The sequence below is a fragment of the Sinorhizobium psoraleae genome, from assembly GCF_013283645.1.
In the GTDB taxonomy this organism is placed as follows: Bacteria; Pseudomonadota; Alphaproteobacteria; order Rhizobiales; family Rhizobiaceae; genus Sinorhizobium; species Sinorhizobium psoraleae.
Genome location: NZ_JABEKV010000007.1, coordinates 189,092 through 205,829 on the forward strand (window position 1 = coordinate 189,092; position 16,738 = coordinate 205,829).

Below are 16,738 nucleotides of genomic sequence, written 5' to 3' on the forward strand. Positions count from 1 at the left end.
AGTGTACGTTGAACTTTCAATCGCTCCTTTGTCAGACCGGAAAAGCCAAGCGCATTGGCGTAGCGCCAGAGCCGAAGTCCTCTGGTCCTCTCATGTTTTCCTGGCGACCGAGCTCTGATCGATAAGAACGCGGTCAAACAACGCGACCAACCCCGCATATTCGTCGGCCAGTACCTCTGGCGCCATACTTCTTTCGAATTAAGCGAATGGGCTCAGCGTCAATTGACGTTGCCAAAGGTTCGCATTCAGTTCAGTTTGTGCCAAGCAGAAGTAACGAAGAGAAATACACACAAGTTGCTTTAAAGAGCACAGAATGGATCTGATGCTCAATCGCGTCAATCAAGGAGAGAGAACTCGGCGGGGGCGGTACATGATGGGGGTGCAACCGGCGCGGAAAGCTTTGCGGTGGCGGTTGACGTCGCCGCGAAAGTCAAAGTCGAGACGCATGGTCGTCACCGGGGCGATCACGATACTCCTCATCGGTCTTTCCCAAACAGCCCGATCGGCCGATGTGGACCGCGACACGCTGAGACTGTTGATATGGCAAGCGCCCAGTACTCTCAACCCGCATTTGGCACCTGGCATCAAAGATCAGACCGCCAGCCGTATAGTTTATGAGCCGCTGGCGAGCTTTGACGACGAGGGTAATCTGGTTCCCTTTTTAGCAGCCGAGATTCCTTCCGTGGCGAATGGTCAGGTCGCTGCCGATGGGAGGTCCGTAACGTGGAAGCTAAGGCCGAACGTCAAGTGGTCCGATGGCGTCCCCTTCACGGCTAAGGACGTCCTTTTTACTCATGCCTACATCACCAACAAGGACATCGGTTCGTCGAGTACCGGGTCGTATAGATCGGTCGAGAAGGTCGAGGCGCTCGATGACCTGACCGTGAAGGTCACGTTCAAGACCGTCAATCCCGCTTGGTCGCTGCCCTTTGTGGGCGTACAAGGCATGATCATTCCGGAACACGTGTTTGCCGCGTATAACAACAAGGATGCTGTCTATGCTCCCGCCAATTTGGCGCCTATAGGCACAGGCCCTTATCGCCTCAAGGAATTCCGCACCGAAGATGTGCTTCTTATTGGCGAGGACGTCGTCAATACGGTCAAGATCATTTTCGAACCAAATCCCGAATATCGAGATCGTGCGAGCTTGAACTTCAAACAGGTCACCCTCCAAGGCGGCGGCGACGCCAACACGGCCGCCGATGCGGTGTTGAGCGAAGGCATCATAGATTATGCGTGGAATCTCCAGGTCGGCGAGGCTGAGCTCCGCAGGCTCGAAACCAAAGGAGTAGGCAGGGTCGCCCTCTACTGGGGGTCTTATGTCGAACGCGTAATGCTCAATTTCAGCGATCCCAAGCGCGAGACCGCGGACGGCGAACGTTCAAGCACGCAGTTTCCCCACCCGATTTTAAACGACAGGCGCGTTCGACAGGCGCTGTCCGTCGCGGTTGACCGCGAAAAAATCGCCGAGCTTTATGGCAGAAGCGCCCGCGCCACGGCTAACGTTCTGGTTTCACCCGCATCCTTCGCTTCCCAAAACACAAGGTGGGAATTCAATCTCGACAAGGCCCGCGCGCTACTCGATGAAGCCGGCTGGCGCGACAGCGATGGCGACTCGGTTCGGGACAAGAACGGCGTTCCGCTCAGCCTGATTTTCCAGACCTCGTTCAACTCGGTTCGGGAGAAAACCCAAGACATCATCAAGGCAGACTTTGCGTCGATCGGCGTCAGGGTAGAGAACAAGCTGATCGATGCCAGCATCTTTCTGGGCTCAACTCCAGACAGTACAAACACGCGACGGCACTTTTATTCGGACTTGGAGGAATTTGCTTATGGAAACAAGGGACCCGATCCCGGCAGCTATATGATTGGTTGGACCTGTGCCGAAGCCGCCCAGAAAGCGAACAACTGGTCCGCGTCGAACTGGGCCCGCTACTGCAATGGTGAGTACGACGCGTTGTTCAAGGCGTCCGCAACCGAGATGGACCCAGAGAAACGGCGAAGACTTTTCGTCGCCATGAATGATCTTCTGATCAGCGACGCCGCTGTCATTCCCCTGGTAGAGTGGTCCTACGTTTCCGGACTGCGCAACGACATCGTCGGCTATGATCCGACCCCTTGGGATTCCGAGACCTGGAACATCGCGAAGTGGCAGCGCAAGAATTGAATTGCTGAAGGGGAACTGCGGTATGGCAACAGACGAGCCGGGTTTCGCGAAGAGCCGCAATGCATACCTTTTTCCCTGGAGGGGGCTCACGCAAGCCATCGCGCCAGTTTTGTGGAGGCTCAACATCGGCGGCAAGCTGACGCTCGGTTTTGGAGTCCTTGTCGCCATTTTGCTGCTGGTGGTCGGGATGAACTATCTCGGCAGCATAGAGGCCGTCAACAACATCAACAGAACCACCAATCTGAGTGCGCCGAGCGCCGTTGCTTCGGCGCGAGCGCAGGCAAATCTCTTACGCATGCTGGGCGAAGTCAGGGGCTACCTGGCCTTGGGTGATGAATCCTACCGGGAAGGCTATCGACAGGCGGAGGATGCCTTCTTGGCTGATATGCATGCGCTCGAGGCACTTTTGCGTGAGAGGGGCAAGCCGCGGGCCAGCACGGGTGCTGGCGATGTTGAGATGGGCATGCAGGCACTCGGCGAAAAGCTCGCAGCGTGGCAGCCACTTCCTGATCAACTCTTTGAATTGCGCAATGATCAGTTGCGTAGAGAACCAGCGCTCAAAATCCTCATCAGCGATGCGAACCCACTGATCGCAACGATCGTCGCATCGGCAAAGGCGATGATGCTCGCCCAACAGAATCGGGAAGCCACCCCCGCCAACACGGCGCTTCTCGTTGATCTCGCGTCGTTTCACAGCTCGTTTTACGCAATGGTTGCAGGCTTGCGCGGATATGTGACGACAGGACGAAAGAGTTTCAGATACGAATATGAGACGAATCTGACCGTTAATGAAACAGCATGGTCTCATATCGCCAACAGCAGAATATTGGCGCCCAACCAGACCGCACTGGTCGAAAAGATCTCCAAAATGCGTGCTGCTTTTCTGAAGCTGCCTTCCAAAATGTTTGATGCGGTAGAGGGCGAGCACGCCCGCGAGGATCTTTATCTTTTCCGCACGAAAGCAGTCCCGTTGGCTGAAGAGATGCTTCAGCTTTTGGACAATGTCGCCACACAGGAGCAGGGGCGGTTGCAGGTCGATCTCGGCCATAGCAGGGATCAGCTCGAAGAGGCACAAAGGATCATCCTTGTTGTGGGGGCCGCGGCTGTTCTCCTGGCTCTGCTCCTCGGAATGCTATTTCGGGAGAACATCGCCGGTCCGGTACAGCGCCTGACCAATGTCGCGGATCGGGTGCGCAGAGGAGATCTCTTGGCCCGCGCCAAGATCGAGTCCGGAGACGAGATCGGCAAGTTGGCAGAGACCTTCAATAACATGACTGGCCAACTGGCTGCCAATCTCGGCGACCTTGAGGACCGTCGAATAGAACAAGAAAGTCTGGCAAGGCGGTTCCGCCGACAAAGCGAGTATCTCAGTGCCCTGCACGAAACCTCGCTTGGCCTGGTCGCCCGACTCGATCTGGCAGAGCTGCTGTCGGATCTCACCGCTCGAGCTGCACAATTGCTCGGCACCGAGCATGGTTATGTCTACCTGGTGGACGGGGCAGGCGAATATCTCGAACGGATGGTCGGAGTCGGGGTCTACACCACGCATATCGGCCAGAAGCTTCGCAAGAACGAGGGCGTTGCCGGCGCCGTCTGGAATACGGGCGACGCGCTCGTGATTAAGGATTATCCAAACTGGTCGGGGCGGGCTGCCGCGGCGGCGCAGATGGACGTGACAATCCGGACGATCATGGGCGTGCCGCTCAAGTCCCGCGAAACTGTCGTGGGGGTGCTCGGTATTGCATACGATGACGCCTCCGCGCTTGAATTCGGGGAGGAAGAGGTAGAACTGCTGAGGCGCTTCGGCCAACTCGCCTCAATAGCGTTGGAAAACGCACGGCTGCACACGGCTACCGATGCTGCCAAGCGGCAAGCCGAAGAAGCGAGCAAGCGCGTGGGTGAGCAGAATCGCTTGCTCGAATCCTTGTCGAGCAAGTTATCAAAGTACCTTTCCCCGCAGGTGTATGCGTCAATCTTCTCCGGAAAGCAGAGTGTCGAGATTTCTTCGAAAAGAAGGAAGCTGACAATATTCTTTTCCGACATAGCTGATTTTACGACAACCACCGACAAGCTCGAATCCGAGGAACTAACGGAACTGCTCAATCACTATCTCACGGAGATGGCGAAGATCGCACTGGAGCACGGCGCAACGATCGACAAATACATTGGAGACGCGATAGTGGCCTTCTTCGGCGACCCGGAATCGAAGGGTACCAAGCAGGACGCGCTCGCATGCGTAAGGATGGCGATCGCCATGCAGAAACGGGTGCGAGAGCTGCAGCGGATCTGGGCCGACGGCGGCTACAAACTACCGTTCCACCTCCGCATCGGGATCAATACCGGATACTGTACGGTCGGTAATTTTGGCAGTGAGGATCGAATGGATTACACGATCATTGGCGGTGAGGTAAATCTTGCCTCACGACTTCAGGCTCATGCCGAAATCGGGGGGATTCTTGTAGCGCAAGAGACCTATGCACTTGTCAAGGATGAGATAGACGCTGAAGAACTGGGCCCGCTCGCAATCAAGGGCTTTTCGCATCCCATCAACTCGTATCGAGTTCTGGGCGCCCGAGACGAGCAGTCAATGCCGGCGAGAATGGTTCGGTACAATCAGGAGGGGTTGCGGCTTGAAATCGACCTCGGGGCGTTAAAGGGTGCCGAGCGAGCTGAAGCGATCAAGGTGCTCGAGAAATACATAACCGCGCTCCGCGATTAATGCGCCCCAAGCACAGGCTCTTGCTGGCGATTGAATGCCGACAGAGGCCCCGGACTCATGTGGCCGACCACCGCTCGCGCTAGCCATGATGGCGCAGCGACCCTGCGTCCAACCGGAACCCGCCGGACCTGGCGAGGTAGTCATCGGCTAGGAAGACGGGATCGGGCCCACGCGTCGCTCCGCCGCTCGGCTCAGGGCTGGTTCGAAGGCGATCTGCGGGTGTGGAGGTAAGAATGCTATTTCGATTGGCTCATGCTTGTGGCCTGATCGCGTCAACGGTCGCCATTGAGGCGTTCCTTATGTCTGCCGAACTAAGTGTTTTCCGTTACATGGAAAAGAACCGGCGAGACGTCCGTCACGGCTACCCGACGTTTGTAACTGAGCGTGGGTAACATATCTCATTCTTCCGATTGCACTTGACGTGGGCCGCCCTCTTATTTTGCGCAAGCCCTGACCACCTTGAAGACGTGAGAGGCCACTAGCCGATCTCCTTTCTCGGGGAACGAATGCGGAACTCCGCGGGCGGGTAAATCCGGCAGTGCGGCAAGCATTGTAGGCCGAAGAATGGCGATTGCGAGCCGCGAAAATTCACGGCAAGGATAAACATGAGCAGTGATCCGAACTCGTGGTATTCCGGCGCCTAAGCGCGGGCGCGGGCGCCGGCTTCATCGGATCGCGGTGCGGCCGTATGCGGGTGACTTTAGCGTGTCTTGCATAGTAGCTAAGATTGTATCGCAATACGTCTCGCCCCTGATTCCAACACAGGCTTTCAATTTCACCGGTAGTGGACGGGGGCTCAACTTGCATCGTCCTGCGCGCAGACCCGAATGAACGCAATAGGTGGACCTCAGCCAACCCGAAAGTGGGCTGTAGCGCCGCATGGCGGCTCCAAGTGACAGTCTACTGCGCGCAACAGCGGATACATCAACATAGTACTGCCACCACTTTCGTTAGCGGCTGTGCGATATTCGTTTTTGAGCGGGACCCGTTATTGTTAGCCAGAGCGAACGCTTCTCGTGGGGTGATCAAATGGCCTCCGTCGATGCCCTTGCGGCGAGATTACTGTCGGCGACATTGATGTTCGATAGGGCATCTTTGGCGGCACTTGAGGCTTTGGCTGCCGAATCTGACCGGCGGGTTTTGCGACGCGGCGAGATCCTGGTTCGCGAAGGTGATCCGTCGGACCGGTTCTTTATCGTGCTGTCGGGGCGCTTTACGGTGCACAAAGAAGAATCCGCCGGGTGGGTCGCCGAGATCGGCCAGGGCGAACTCATCGGTGAGGTCGGTTTCTTTGCAGGGCTGCCCCGTATGGCCACCGTGCTTGCAGCGCGCGATTCGATTGTCCTTGAAATCCGCGGCAACCAGTTCGAGAAAGCGGCCGAGGTCTTGCCAAGCCTGCGACAGGCGGTCACCACGTTTCTCGCGTGCCGGTTTGCCAAGCAAGCTCCGAATTCATCGCGTCCCAAGGAGCCTGCCAAGATCCGAACGCTTGCGGTCATTCCAGCTGGCGGAAGTCGCATTTCGCCAGTTTTCATCCGGTACCTGCGGAAAGCATTGGGCGCGGCCACGCGCACTCAGTTTCTTGCTCGGCCTGACATTGAAGCGCGGTTCGCCGGTCTTCCGATCGACGATCAGCCGCTCCTCAACTGGTTGAACGAACTCGAGGCCAGGACCGAAATCATCGTTTATGTCGCCGATGAAGAGCCCAATGAATGGACGCGGGTCTGCATTCGCCAAGCCGACAGCGTCCTGTTACTCGCCGGCGCGTCCTCTTCGTTCCGCCTGAACCTATCCGAGGAACTGGCGCTATCGGTTCATTCACCGTCGACCGTGCGGCTCATTCTGGTTCACGACAATCGCTCGGCAACGGTCTCCGGTACGGCTAAATGGCTAAACGAGCGTCCTCATGTTGGCCATCATCATCATGTTGCACTGGAGGACGAGTCTGACATCCAACGCCTGGTTCGATTCATTTCCGGCAAGGCAAGGGGTTTCGTGGCGGCGGGGGGCGGGTCCCTCGGCTGCGCTCATCTTGGTGTCTACAAGGCCCTCGTAGAGGCGGGCGCTCGCTTCGACTATCTCGGCGGGACAAGTTCCGGAGCGGCGATGATGGCCGGCTTCGCCAGAGGATTGGATGCAGATGAGATCGACCGAGGCACGCACAACATATTCATCAAGAGTCGGGCTTTTCGCCGTCCCACTTTGCCGCATTTCGCGCTCCTGGATCACAAAGTGTTCGATCGGGCCCTTCGGGCGGAGTACAGTGACGTTCTGATCGAGGATCTTTGGCTTCCGTTCTTTGCGCTTTCGACCAATCTGAGCAGTCGTCAACCCCATGTTCATCGTCGTGGAAAGCTGTGGCAGGCCGTTCGGGCGTCCGGCTCGATCCCGGGTGTCCTGCCGCCGTTCTTTACGGCGGACGGCGATATGCTCGTGGACGGCGGGATTATGAACAATCTGCCGCTGGAGCAGATGAAGGAACTCAAGACCGGACCCAATGTCGTCGTGAGCTTGGAGTCGGGTGGACCACGGAAATACCACATCGACTATGACCGCATCCCCGGAGCTTCCGAGTTGGCGCTCGCCTGGCTAAACCCTTTCGGTCGTGCCAGCTTGCCAAAGGTGCCCAGCGTGATTCACGTGATTGCTGCGAGCATGCTGGCACACCGGCCGCACGACATTGCCATTGGCGAAGAGGATATCTTGGTCTATCCGCCGGTTTCGAGCACGATCAGCTTCATGGATTGGAGCCGGCATTCCGAATTGTTTTCGGAAACCTACGACTGGACGATCCGATGGATCGAGGAACGTGTCCGCCAGAACGACCCAGGGCTCCAAGCGCTGCTCGGCACCCCGGATCAGCAGGGCGTGATCCAAGGCTTTGGCGTCCGCAGGGACCCGTCTCTGATTTAGCGCCTCCCACTACGTCGTGTCACCTGAGAGCCAGCGGATGATGAGCGGCGCAGCCCGGTTCCGGATGGTGATAACCACCGGGCAATAGTCCGGTCTTGACGCATGTGAGGGAGCGTCAGAGCTCGCTTTCGACGGACCAGACGCCCACGCCAGCGGCAATATCGCGGCGCTCGGCGCTGTCTTCGTAGATCGCGTAGCCGGCTCCGAGCAAGCCGGCGAATGTCTCGAACGAGAGCTCGACATCGTCGGCACTCAGCAGGATCGGCCTGATCGAGGACAACCTGTTGAGGCTTGGCATCTAGCCGCCGAATTTGTAGCGCAGAGCGAAAGAGATGATGTCGACGCTGCCCTCGGCCTCGCCGGCGGAGCGGACGCCTGCGGTCGTTTCGTCGACCGGCGCATCGTCAACAAAGAGGTGCGAATAGCCGACGTCGAGGGAAAGGCGCTCGCTCCAGTCGTAGCTCGCGCCGATGCTGGCCCAGATGCGGTCGGCATCCGGCAGCCGCATGGAGCGGTCCTCGTCCGTGGTCGGCGCGATCTCGTAGCCGAGGCCGGCGCGCAGCGTCAGATTGGGGTTGTACTGATATTCGCCGCCGAACGCGAAAAACCACACGTCGTCGTAATTCAGAGCCAGATCCGAGCCAGCCGGCGAGCCCTGGAACGGCACGGTCTGAATGCGGCTCCAATTCGCCCATTCGATGCCGGCGGTGAGCGCGAAAGACTCGGTGATCCGCTGCCGCAGGCCGATGGTGACCGTTTCGGGCAGCTTTATGTCGGCTGTGATCGGATAGCGGCCCGCGGGAATCAAGCCGCCTGCGACGGGAATATCGAAGGACTGGCTGCCGTCGAGCGTATGCTTGACCATCGAGCGGTAGCCGATGCCAAGGGTCGTGCCGTCGAAGGGCGTCAGCGTTACGCCGGCCACGAAGCCGACGCCGTAGTCGTCACCTTGAATGCGCTGCCGCGGTGGTGAACCGGTAGGCGCCAGGGCACTTTCGATCTCGACGTCGAGATACTGCACCTGCAGGCCGGCGGCAACGCTGATCATGTCGTTGAGCTTGACGCCAACGACCGGGCTCACATTGATCGACAGCACGTCGGCCTCGAGATGGCTGAACATGCCGACCCAAGGCACGTCCGAAGTGGTGCTGAGGCCATAGGGCGCGGTGACGCTTACACCGAAATAGAGCTGGTCGCTGACCGGCATGGCAAAATAGGTGCCCGGCACGATGCCAATCTTGCCGACATTGCCGCCGTCACCGGTGATTCCAAGCGCCGTCAGCGTCGAACGGGAGGGGTCCACGTCGAGTTCCGATCGCGGGAAGACGGCCGTGACATTGCCCTCGACAGTCACGCCGGTCACCGTTGTCACGGCCGCGGGGTTCCAGAACATGGAGCTGATCGAATCGCCCGGCGCAGCGATTCCGGCGAAGCTTGAGCCCTGGCCATAGGCGGATTGCTCTCGAACGGCGAAGCCCCCGGCCTTCGCCGTTGCCACTCCCGCCAGTAACGCCGCCACCGCCGTCGAAGCAAAAGATGATGCACGCATGCGCGTCCTCCCTCTCCGGTCTCATTCCACGCCCTCATGCCTCCTCGCATGCGAACGCTTTCGGCGCGCTACGTGTCAGATTGCGACAAAAGACGCTTCCGGACAATTGCCTCTCCGGCATGCGGTGCTTTCGTATTTCAGACGGCCCACTCCTCCTCCCAGCGACGTCTGTGGGAACAGCGGCATTCCTCCTCCCAGTCGCTGTTCGGTTCTTTTGGGAAAGCCTGCCGCACCTCCTCCCGCGGCAGGCTTTTTCGTATTCGGGGATGCGCACGCACTTTTTCGATCCTGCTATTTCACCGGAATCATGATGTGCGGAATCATGATGTGCGCGTAGGGAGACCCCGTGCATACAAGGCATGGACGTATAAGGCTCGGATCCGTCGGGTAGCCGACCGAAGCAGCGGTGTTCAGCTTCGGGAGGCGGCAACCTTCTGACCAACGTCAAAAGACGGCTGGGCAACACGCACTCGGTTCCGACCATCGCCCTTTGCGCGATAGAGGCTGGCGTCCGCTTGAGCAACCAAGCGCGACCATGCGTCGGCACCCGGTCCGCTCCGTGCCACACCGAAACTTGCCGTAACCCTCAGGGGCTCTCCTTCCAGCGTCGTGAATTTCTTGTGCTGCATGGCGAGGCGAAGCTTCCTGGCAAGCGCGATCGCTCCCGGAAGGTCGTCTCCAGGAGCCAAGATGGCAAATTCCTCTCCACCGAAGCGGGCGACGACGTCCTGCGAGCGAGTGAGTGAGCGCAGGAGAGCCGCGGTCTCTCTAAGAACGCGGTCGCCGGTCGGATGGCCGTATGTGTCGTTGATCCTCTTGAAGTGATCTATGTCCAGCAGCACGAGGCAAGCTGCCTCGTTGCGCGCCCACTCCTCGGCGATGCGGTCCAGGGCACGTCGGTTGAGGAGAGAAGTGAGGCCGTCGGTGTCGGCTTCGACCCGCAGCTTGCTGGTAATCGATGCGCGCTCCTGGAGTTTGCTATGGAGGACCTCAAGCGCACCGAACAGATTGCGGATCTCTCCCGCCTGTCCAGAAAGCGATTTATGGACCTGCGGACGGTCTTCAGCCAACCGCAAAACCTCCTCATGGACCTGAAGAAGGGGGCGGAAGATCTGGGTGCGGATAGAAAGGATGACCCCGCTCAAAATCGCGAGGATAGCGCAGGTGACGAGCAGAACCATGGCGAGCGTGATCAACGCAGCCCTCCTGGCTATCACATACTTCTCCACCGCCGCGTCGAGGAACTCGCTGCGATAGGCCTCGATCGGCCGCATTGTCGGTACGAAGCGGTTTGTCAGTTCTGTTGCTGTCACCGAATAGTGCTTCTGTGAACGGCCCTCGCCGATCAAGCCGTCAATCAAGCTCAAGCCATCGCCGAAGAACCGCTCGATGATTTCGGTGCGGTGCTTGGCGAACGCGGGGCCGTCGTAAAGGGCAGTGTGGTTGTTGATGACCTGCCATAGTTCAAGGACGCGGCCCTGGCTTTGTCTGCTGTCGATGACGTTTTCGAGCGGCAGTCTTTGCCCCGTTGCGACCGCTGCAAGGATCTGCGACGCCATGCGGCCGCCGTAATCTCGGAGGTCCGTCAACATCTGTCCAACAAGGACCGGCGCGGCCAGACCCGTGTCGTGTCGGACGAGTTCGTTCGCTCTCCATGCGACGACGGGCTGGAAGCGATCGGATACCGCAAACATGCTGTCGATGGCATCCTGCAGCTCCTCCCGCTTCAGTAACGCGCGCGGGACCGCGGCGATGCGGTCGACCTTCGATCTCGCCAATGCGAGTTGCTCAACGACCCCCGCCAGCAGCTCGTGTGGAACTTGATGGTGATGCAGGCCCCAGGGTGCATCGGAACGGGCGCCGAGCGCCGCGAGCGCGGCATCGATCCGGTTCCGAAGTTCCAGGAGCCGCTTGGCGCCCGAGCTTACGAGCGATGGCTCTTCCGACATCACGATGTTGGCAGGACCTCGCTCGGCCGCGAGAAGATTGGCGGTGTCAAGGATCAGCCGATATTGCTGAATGTCGTAAAGGTTCTGACGCGAGACGATAAATTGCTGGTAAGTGGGCGTAACGCTCGTCAGAGCAAGGCCGGCCGTGCACACAATTGCGAGCACCATACGGAGCGACAGTTTCTTGTCATAACGGGGACGAATGTTCCGGGCCGCACGAGCGAACCCGCCGCCCAATCCGGCGGCTACCACGTTCACCGTGCTGTGAAGAAAGGTGCGGATCCAGGTGGACATGAAATTCGGGCGTTGCTTTGTTCTGTTCGAAGGCGTTCACGATGCGGGCCGGGGCCTATTGCCTACTTCTAGTGCTTTCGACCTTCCGTTGTATGAACAACATTGGTTACGAGGTTCTGAGCAGAGCAGGTCGGGTAATCTTCAGCTGACCGCCGACGATCTCGACCGCATGGAAACGGCGATCCGCGAGCGCACCCTGGGCTTCTTCTCCGGCGTGGTGCTGTCGCTGCTTCGGGAGCGACATACGTCAGGCCGATCGTTGCACTCAGCTGGATTGCAGGTGAGCCGGTAGGCATTCTTGAGATCGGTGCGGTTTCGCTCGTGATCGCAAGCATCGCGATGCTTCAGATTGGTCGGCAACGCGCGCAGCGGGGATCCGTGGGCATTTCTGCAATAATAACCGCTAAGGGAATTTGAAGTTGCCTGGATTGAAGCGGTTAGCGCGGATCGGCCTGAAACGTTCAAGGGGTCGGTCAATTTCGTTCCAGAGGTAGTCGCCGGTCTAGTGCGGCGGAGTATATGTCCTGGGCATCGCTGCCATCGAGAGTGAGGTATGTCACGGGGTCCGTTCCAAGACGATTTTCAGTGTCCTGATGACGTCGGCCGCGTCCACCAGAGCATCCCTGACCTCTTTAGCCGAAAGGTCGCGAGCCCGCTCCGACGATATCCGGAGATCGATCAGGACGTCTCGCGCACGATGGGCCTCAACCGTGCCAGTTTGCTCGCGCATGTCGCGGATCGTGTCTATCGCGCGGTCAAAGAGCCGGCTTGTCTCATAGTGTGTCAGCCGGTCCGACTCATTTGCCGCCCTAATCAGCTCTGAGATGAAATCGCTCGTAAGACTCATCGTTCTGTGCAGCAAGCTGCTCCTGGAGTGGTGGCAATTTCCATGGTGCGAGCATTCGGGCACAGCCGTGGCTTGCCCTCGCCCAACTAAGAGCCGGGCGCTCAGGACTCAAGCCCAACCTACGTGCTCGCGCTTCGCCAGCTTCAAGAAAAGTCCAAACCAGAAGCGGTACTCTGGCGTGTCCACGCCGCGGTACGCCTCAAGAGCGCAGTAGGCGACCGACATCGTCGCGCCTTTGCCGTGCTCGGCAACCGCTACGTCGACAGCGTCTTCTTCGGTCAGGTCTTGCCAATCGATCATTGGTTTCCCTCCTTCGGCGACGTGCTCATTTGCGGCCCGCCAAGCTCCGGCACCGTCGTCAGCCGAACTTCAGGCCGATCTTCTTGCGAAGGGGAGTGGGGGCTTCAGCGGGCACCGATGCCGGTTTCTTTCCAAGCCCCGTCGCGCGTGCGAGTTCCGAGCGCTGTCGGGCATAGTTCGGAGCTGTCATCGGGTAGTCGGCCGGGAGCTTCCACTTTTCGCGATACTGTTCCGGCGTCAGACCGTAGCTCGCCATGAGGTGGCGCCTCAGCGATTTGAATTTCTTGCCGTCCTCCAGGCAGATGATGAAGTCGTCTGTCACGGATTTCTTGACCGGGACGGCGGGGCGTTGCTCCTCGGCCGCGGGCTCGGCTTTCGCTGGTGGAGCAGTCCCATTCAGCGAGTCGTAGGTCTGCTGGATAAGAAGCCGTAGATCGCCGGCGGGAATGACGTTGCGGCTCAAATAGGCGGATACGATGCGGCTGGTGAGCTCAAGTCTGCGTTCCTTTATCTCTGAGCGCGATTCCGTCAATGTTCTTCTCCGTAGCATGTCACCAACTGTAATCCGTCCACGTAATGGACAGGTATTTCGGTCGGAAGGAAGGCGGCGTGAGAGAAAGGCAATAATTATCGACAGTTTTTTGACGTCCTTTGTTCTTCATTTCTGACGTCCTTGCGGAATTAGGGCCACAGAGTCTCTTGAGTTTTCTGTCGTGATTGCCTGTTCGGATTCTCTCCAGCTCACATCCCCTTCCGCAGCGCGCGGAGGGGAAGCATTGAACTTCAGAGATCAACAGCGCCGTTGGGGGCTGTAACCGCGCGCTCGCTTCTGGCGAGCCAAGACAAGGAAGTACCCGATCGCTTGACGCTCATCGTTAAACAGATCAATGCGCTCTTTGCCGCGAGTGCCGATCCGGCCCCAACGGCGGACGAGCGAAGCGCCGCCGAAGAGATCCGGTTCGATCGACATCGTGTAATAGCGCGCCATGTTCTTGGTCGCGTCAATGCGCAGAACATACAGGCGGAACCAGTGCTGGGTCATGCCTGCGAGCTTGGCCGGTCGAGGATTCGCCGTCCAATGACATTTATGAATCGATCACCGCTGACCGATTCAAGAATTTGATTGCAGTGCTCGAGCTGGCACGATCGCAACAACGGTCGAATTGCTGATGGTCATTTTGTCTGCGAATGTTGTGCTGAATCGCTTTCGCGATGTTGGTTGTTGGTACCGGCATTCCGGGCAACCACGGCGCCAGTGAGGGGCGCCTGAACCTGAACAGAAAAGTTCCGGACCGCTTCCGTTTTCCACTCCGCCCTTGGGCGGAGCGAAGCAGGCGGAGGCCTGAACGCGCTTTCCATTGCGCCGAAGAGAAGGCCGGAGCCTGTGGTAAACGGGAGTGGGGCGGCTGCAGTTTTTCTTCTGGCCGCACCGACCATCTTGAAGGACGCGGCTTAGCCGCCTTCACTCGTGTTGGGGGCAACAGCTTCCGCCGCTTGTTCGCCTGGCATCATGCGTTTCAGAAGCCGGATCAGATCGCGCATGGTGTCGGGTGGCAATCGTTCGATAAGCTTCATCAATGTTCGGCGATCCTCTGCTTCCTCCGGCGTCTTGCCCCACAAGTGCGGCGCTGTGTCAAAGATCATATCCAGGGGCATAAAGCCCATGATCTCACAGAGGTGAATCAGCCGCGGGACCGACATCCGAGCTTCTGAGCCCCGCTCGTACCTGCTGTAAACAGATACCGAGAGCCCCAGCAAATGCGCCAACTCGGCGCGGGAGATGCCTTTGGCCTCGCGCGTTTTTTTGAGCCAGGCGGAGATCTTTTCATCCATCTCCTTCGCGGTAGGGGTGCCGTCGAAACCCGACTGGCGGAAGGCCGGCCTATCAAATTCCGGGTCGGCTACTTCAACCAAACCTCGTGCGCTCATCAAGCTGACTGCATCCGTCACCGGCCTTACCCTTTTTGTATGTACCGCCCTCAGCGCCCACTATGCACCACATTGAAGTATTTTGGAGTACGTTCTCCGAAGAATCACAGCAATTTTCCCTAATTTTTTGGGGGAGATTGGGGTCGCGAGCTCATTGAGGCGATGGATCAAAATGCTTCAGCATGCGCCCGAGCATTTCGGCCACGTGGCCTTTTCGGGTACGCCGCTCGCAATACACACGCCAAGGACGCAGCCAATGGCCACTCCAAGAAGGAAGCCGCGGCCCAACATCGATCAATAGCCGTTATCTTTGAGGAACTGATCGATCGCGGCCTTCATGATGACCGTCATCTTCACGTCGTTCTCAATGGCGGCCTTTTGCAGCCTCATCTTCGTGTCGTAATCCAGCGGGCAGTTGACGTAGTGCTTGGATTCCCGATCGCGCGCCCTCTTCAAGTCGCGTAATCGAACTCTCGAATCCTCTCGCTGCAATGCTCTCGCGGTGGCCCGTTCGCGCCGAGCTTCTTGTGTCGGGGCGATCAGACCATTAGAGGCCTGATCGGCCTCAGTGCCGACCGGTACAGCCTCTTGAGGTCGATCTGCATTCCTGGTTTCTGTCGACGGCTCAGTCGGATTCGGTGCTGAGTCCGCCGGTGTCGCAGCTTGCTCAAGTGGGCGGCTGCGACGCGGCGCGACCGCAAAGTCAGAAACGGTAGTTTGACCCTTAGCCATTCGCTGCTACCTCATTCTCGCCCGCCAAAATTGCTTCGATCTCCCGAACCAGGTTCATCACTTCCGCTCTCGCTTTTTTCACCGACTCTGTGAGCTCGAGCATTTGCACAGTGCCGTAGCCGTTTCGAATTTCGCGATAGCAATTTCGCTCCATTAGCTCGGTCTTGAGGAGATAGGAGTCGTAGCCCCCTTCCTGCAGGTTCTGCACGAACGGCCTGATCAGGCGGTAGGCTTGCAGCAGTTTCGCCGGCATGGTGATCCTGGTGACAAAGTTGGCGTGGGGGATTAACCGCCCCACCTTGTCGGAAATATCGGCGGTGTCGGCCGCGGCCTGCCCTGCCGCCTTGATCTCGTCCTGGTTCGGCTGGATCGGCGTCAGCACAATATCGGAGCCGGCGATGATCGTGTCCCTTAGAACCGTGTCCTGGCCGGGCGAGTCCATCAAAACGACGTCGAACTTGTTCGCCTCGTTCTCCAGGAGCTGCTGAACGGTGGTCTGGCGCGCGGCGGTTATGAGCTCGATGTTGGCAGGTAGGTTGTCCTTTGCCTCACAGCGCTTCCACCATTCCTGCAGATTTTGGCGGCCGTCTGCATCAATGAGAAGCACACGCTTCCCCTGAAGCGCATACTCCCCGGCGATCAATATCGCTGCTGTTGTCTTCCCAGCCCCACCTTTGCCGCTCACGGCAGAAATAAATAGTGGCAAGCGTCGCAACTCCCTTTGCTGGTCCAAAGTCATTCCGGCAGTTCGTCGTGGACTTGCACGGAGTTTCCGCGTCGCACTTGCACACGATGCGAACAATTGCCCGTACGATGTGGAATCATTGCACTACCGCCCCGTGTAGTCAATCGAACCAACTAAACCACAGCTATAGGATGTGAACAATTCCCCCCACGATGTGAAACCATTTTCGCAATCGCCCATAAACACATGATGTGGAACGATCGTGCTGCTAACTCGTGTGAAATATCGACACGACATGGCTGCTTTTCGACGGCGTTCGGTGCGGCGTCCACCTAAACGCTCTGCTTGATCAGTGAACCCCGGAGCCGCGTAAGGCCGGCTTTGACGCTCGCACGGAAGCGGCAAGGGCGGAGAGCGGAGCGTCCCTTGCGGCTGAGTACGAGGGGCACAGAAAGGCCTTCAAAAGCGGATTTCGGAGGTGAACCCTGGTGAGCGTTCCCTCGTTTAAAGGACCGGGGCGGAGGCCCGGTCCGGAAGGACAAAAGGACGAGCGTAGCGAGGGCAGCTCGGAGTTGTTTAGTTGAATTTCCCCTTACAATCTGGAGAGGCTGGAGAGGCTGGAGAGGCTGGAGAGGCTGGAGAGGCTGGAGAGGC

At 58.5% G+C, this 16,738-nt stretch carries 14 protein-coding genes; 4 read left to right on the forward strand and 10 right to left on the reverse strand.

What is annotated here, in order from left to right; genetic code table 11:
* Window positions 1-313: 313 nt before the first annotated feature.
* The 3 genes from ILFOPFJJ_RS28705 (at window position 314) to ILFOPFJJ_RS28715 (ending at window position 7,799) form a co-directional block, all read left to right on the forward strand.
* Window positions 314-2,167 carry a peptide ABC transporter substrate-binding protein gene (locus tag ILFOPFJJ_RS28705; RefSeq protein WP_246299877.1) on the forward strand — a complete coding sequence of 618 codons (1,854 nt, stop codon included), beginning with the start codon at window positions 314-316 and terminating at the stop codon, window positions 2,165-2,167.
* 22 nt (window positions 2,168-2,189) lie between these two features.
* Window positions 2,190-4,886, forward strand: coding sequence for an adenylate/guanylate cyclase domain-containing protein (locus ILFOPFJJ_RS28710; RefSeq protein WP_173513929.1), 2,697 nt, complete (start codon window positions 2,190-2,192; stop codon window positions 4,884-4,886).
* A gap of 1,029 nt (window positions 4,887-5,915) precedes the next feature.
* Window positions 5,916-7,799, forward strand: coding sequence for a patatin-like phospholipase family protein (locus ILFOPFJJ_RS28715; RefSeq protein ID WP_173513930.1), 1,884 nt, complete (start codon window positions 5,916-5,918; stop codon window positions 7,797-7,799).
* 115 nt (window positions 7,800-7,914) lie between these two features.
* Here ILFOPFJJ_RS28715 and ILFOPFJJ_RS28720 read toward each other — a convergent pair whose 3' ends face one another.
* From ILFOPFJJ_RS28720 to ILFOPFJJ_RS28730, 3 genes are all read right to left on the reverse strand, one after another.
* Entirely contained in the window at window positions 7,915-8,097 is a 183-nt protein-coding gene (locus ILFOPFJJ_RS28720) for a hypothetical protein (protein ID WP_173513816.1), read from the reverse strand.
* On the reverse strand, window positions 8,098-9,348 hold the full coding sequence (locus tag ILFOPFJJ_RS28725; protein ID WP_173513931.1) for an OmpP1/FadL family transporter: 1,251 nt from the start codon (window positions 9,346-9,348) through the stop codon (window positions 8,098-8,100). It lies immediately after the preceding gene.
* A gap of 410 nt (window positions 9,349-9,758) precedes the next feature.
* Window positions 9,759-11,591 (reverse strand): GGDEF domain-containing protein, encoded by a 1,833-nt coding sequence (locus ILFOPFJJ_RS28730; RefSeq protein ID WP_173513932.1) that lies wholly within the window; start codon window positions 11,589-11,591, stop codon window positions 9,759-9,761.
* Between ILFOPFJJ_RS28730 and ILFOPFJJ_RS28735 the strand changes: the two genes are divergently transcribed.
* Entirely contained in the window at window positions 11,590-11,883 is a 294-nt protein-coding gene (locus tag ILFOPFJJ_RS28735) for a hypothetical protein (RefSeq protein ID WP_173513933.1), read from the forward strand. The two genes, ILFOPFJJ_RS28730 and ILFOPFJJ_RS28735, sit on opposite strands and share 2 nt — an antisense overlap.
* A 264-nt stretch (window positions 11,884-12,147) precedes the next feature.
* Here the strand turns inward: ILFOPFJJ_RS28735 and ILFOPFJJ_RS28740 are convergent, their stop codons facing one another.
* From ILFOPFJJ_RS28740 to ILFOPFJJ_RS28770, 7 genes are all read right to left on the reverse strand, one after another.
* Window positions 12,148-12,438, reverse strand: a complete 291-nt coding sequence (locus ILFOPFJJ_RS28740) for a hypothetical protein (RefSeq protein WP_173513934.1) — start codon at window positions 12,436-12,438, stop codon at window positions 12,148-12,150.
* 108 nt (window positions 12,439-12,546) lie between these two features.
* Window positions 12,547-12,738: a Y4oE-related protein gene (locus ILFOPFJJ_RS28745; protein ID WP_173513935.1), complete on the reverse strand. Its 192-nt coding sequence runs from the start codon at window positions 12,736-12,738 to the stop codon at window positions 12,547-12,549.
* Window positions 12,739-12,796: 58 nt separating this feature from the next.
* Window positions 12,797-13,270: a Ros/MucR family transcriptional regulator gene (locus tag ILFOPFJJ_RS28750; RefSeq protein WP_173513936.1), complete on the reverse strand. Its 474-nt coding sequence runs from the start codon at window positions 13,268-13,270 to the stop codon at window positions 12,797-12,799.
* Between the two features lie 258 nt (window positions 13,271-13,528).
* Window positions 13,529-13,780 carry a WGR domain-containing protein gene (locus ILFOPFJJ_RS28755; protein WP_173513937.1) on the reverse strand — a complete coding sequence of 84 codons (252 nt, stop codon included), beginning with the start codon at window positions 13,778-13,780 and terminating at the stop codon, window positions 13,529-13,531.
* Between the two features lie 410 nt (window positions 13,781-14,190).
* On the reverse strand, window positions 14,191-14,667 hold the full coding sequence (locus ILFOPFJJ_RS28760) for a helix-turn-helix transcriptional regulator (RefSeq protein WP_173513950.1): 477 nt from the start codon (window positions 14,665-14,667) through the stop codon (window positions 14,191-14,193).
* Window positions 14,668-14,961: 294 nt separating this feature from the next.
* A complete protein-coding gene (locus ILFOPFJJ_RS35365) occupies window positions 14,962-15,399 on the reverse strand; it encodes a hypothetical protein (RefSeq protein WP_246299878.1) in 438 nt (145 codons plus the stop codon).
* Window positions 15,392-16,105 carry a ParA family protein gene (locus tag ILFOPFJJ_RS28770; RefSeq protein ID WP_173513951.1) on the reverse strand — a complete coding sequence of 238 codons (714 nt, stop codon included), beginning with the start codon at window positions 16,103-16,105 and terminating at the stop codon, window positions 15,392-15,394. Before ILFOPFJJ_RS28770 ends, ILFOPFJJ_RS35365 begins: the two co-directional genes overlap by 8 nt.
* Window positions 16,106-16,738 lie beyond the last annotated feature (633 nt).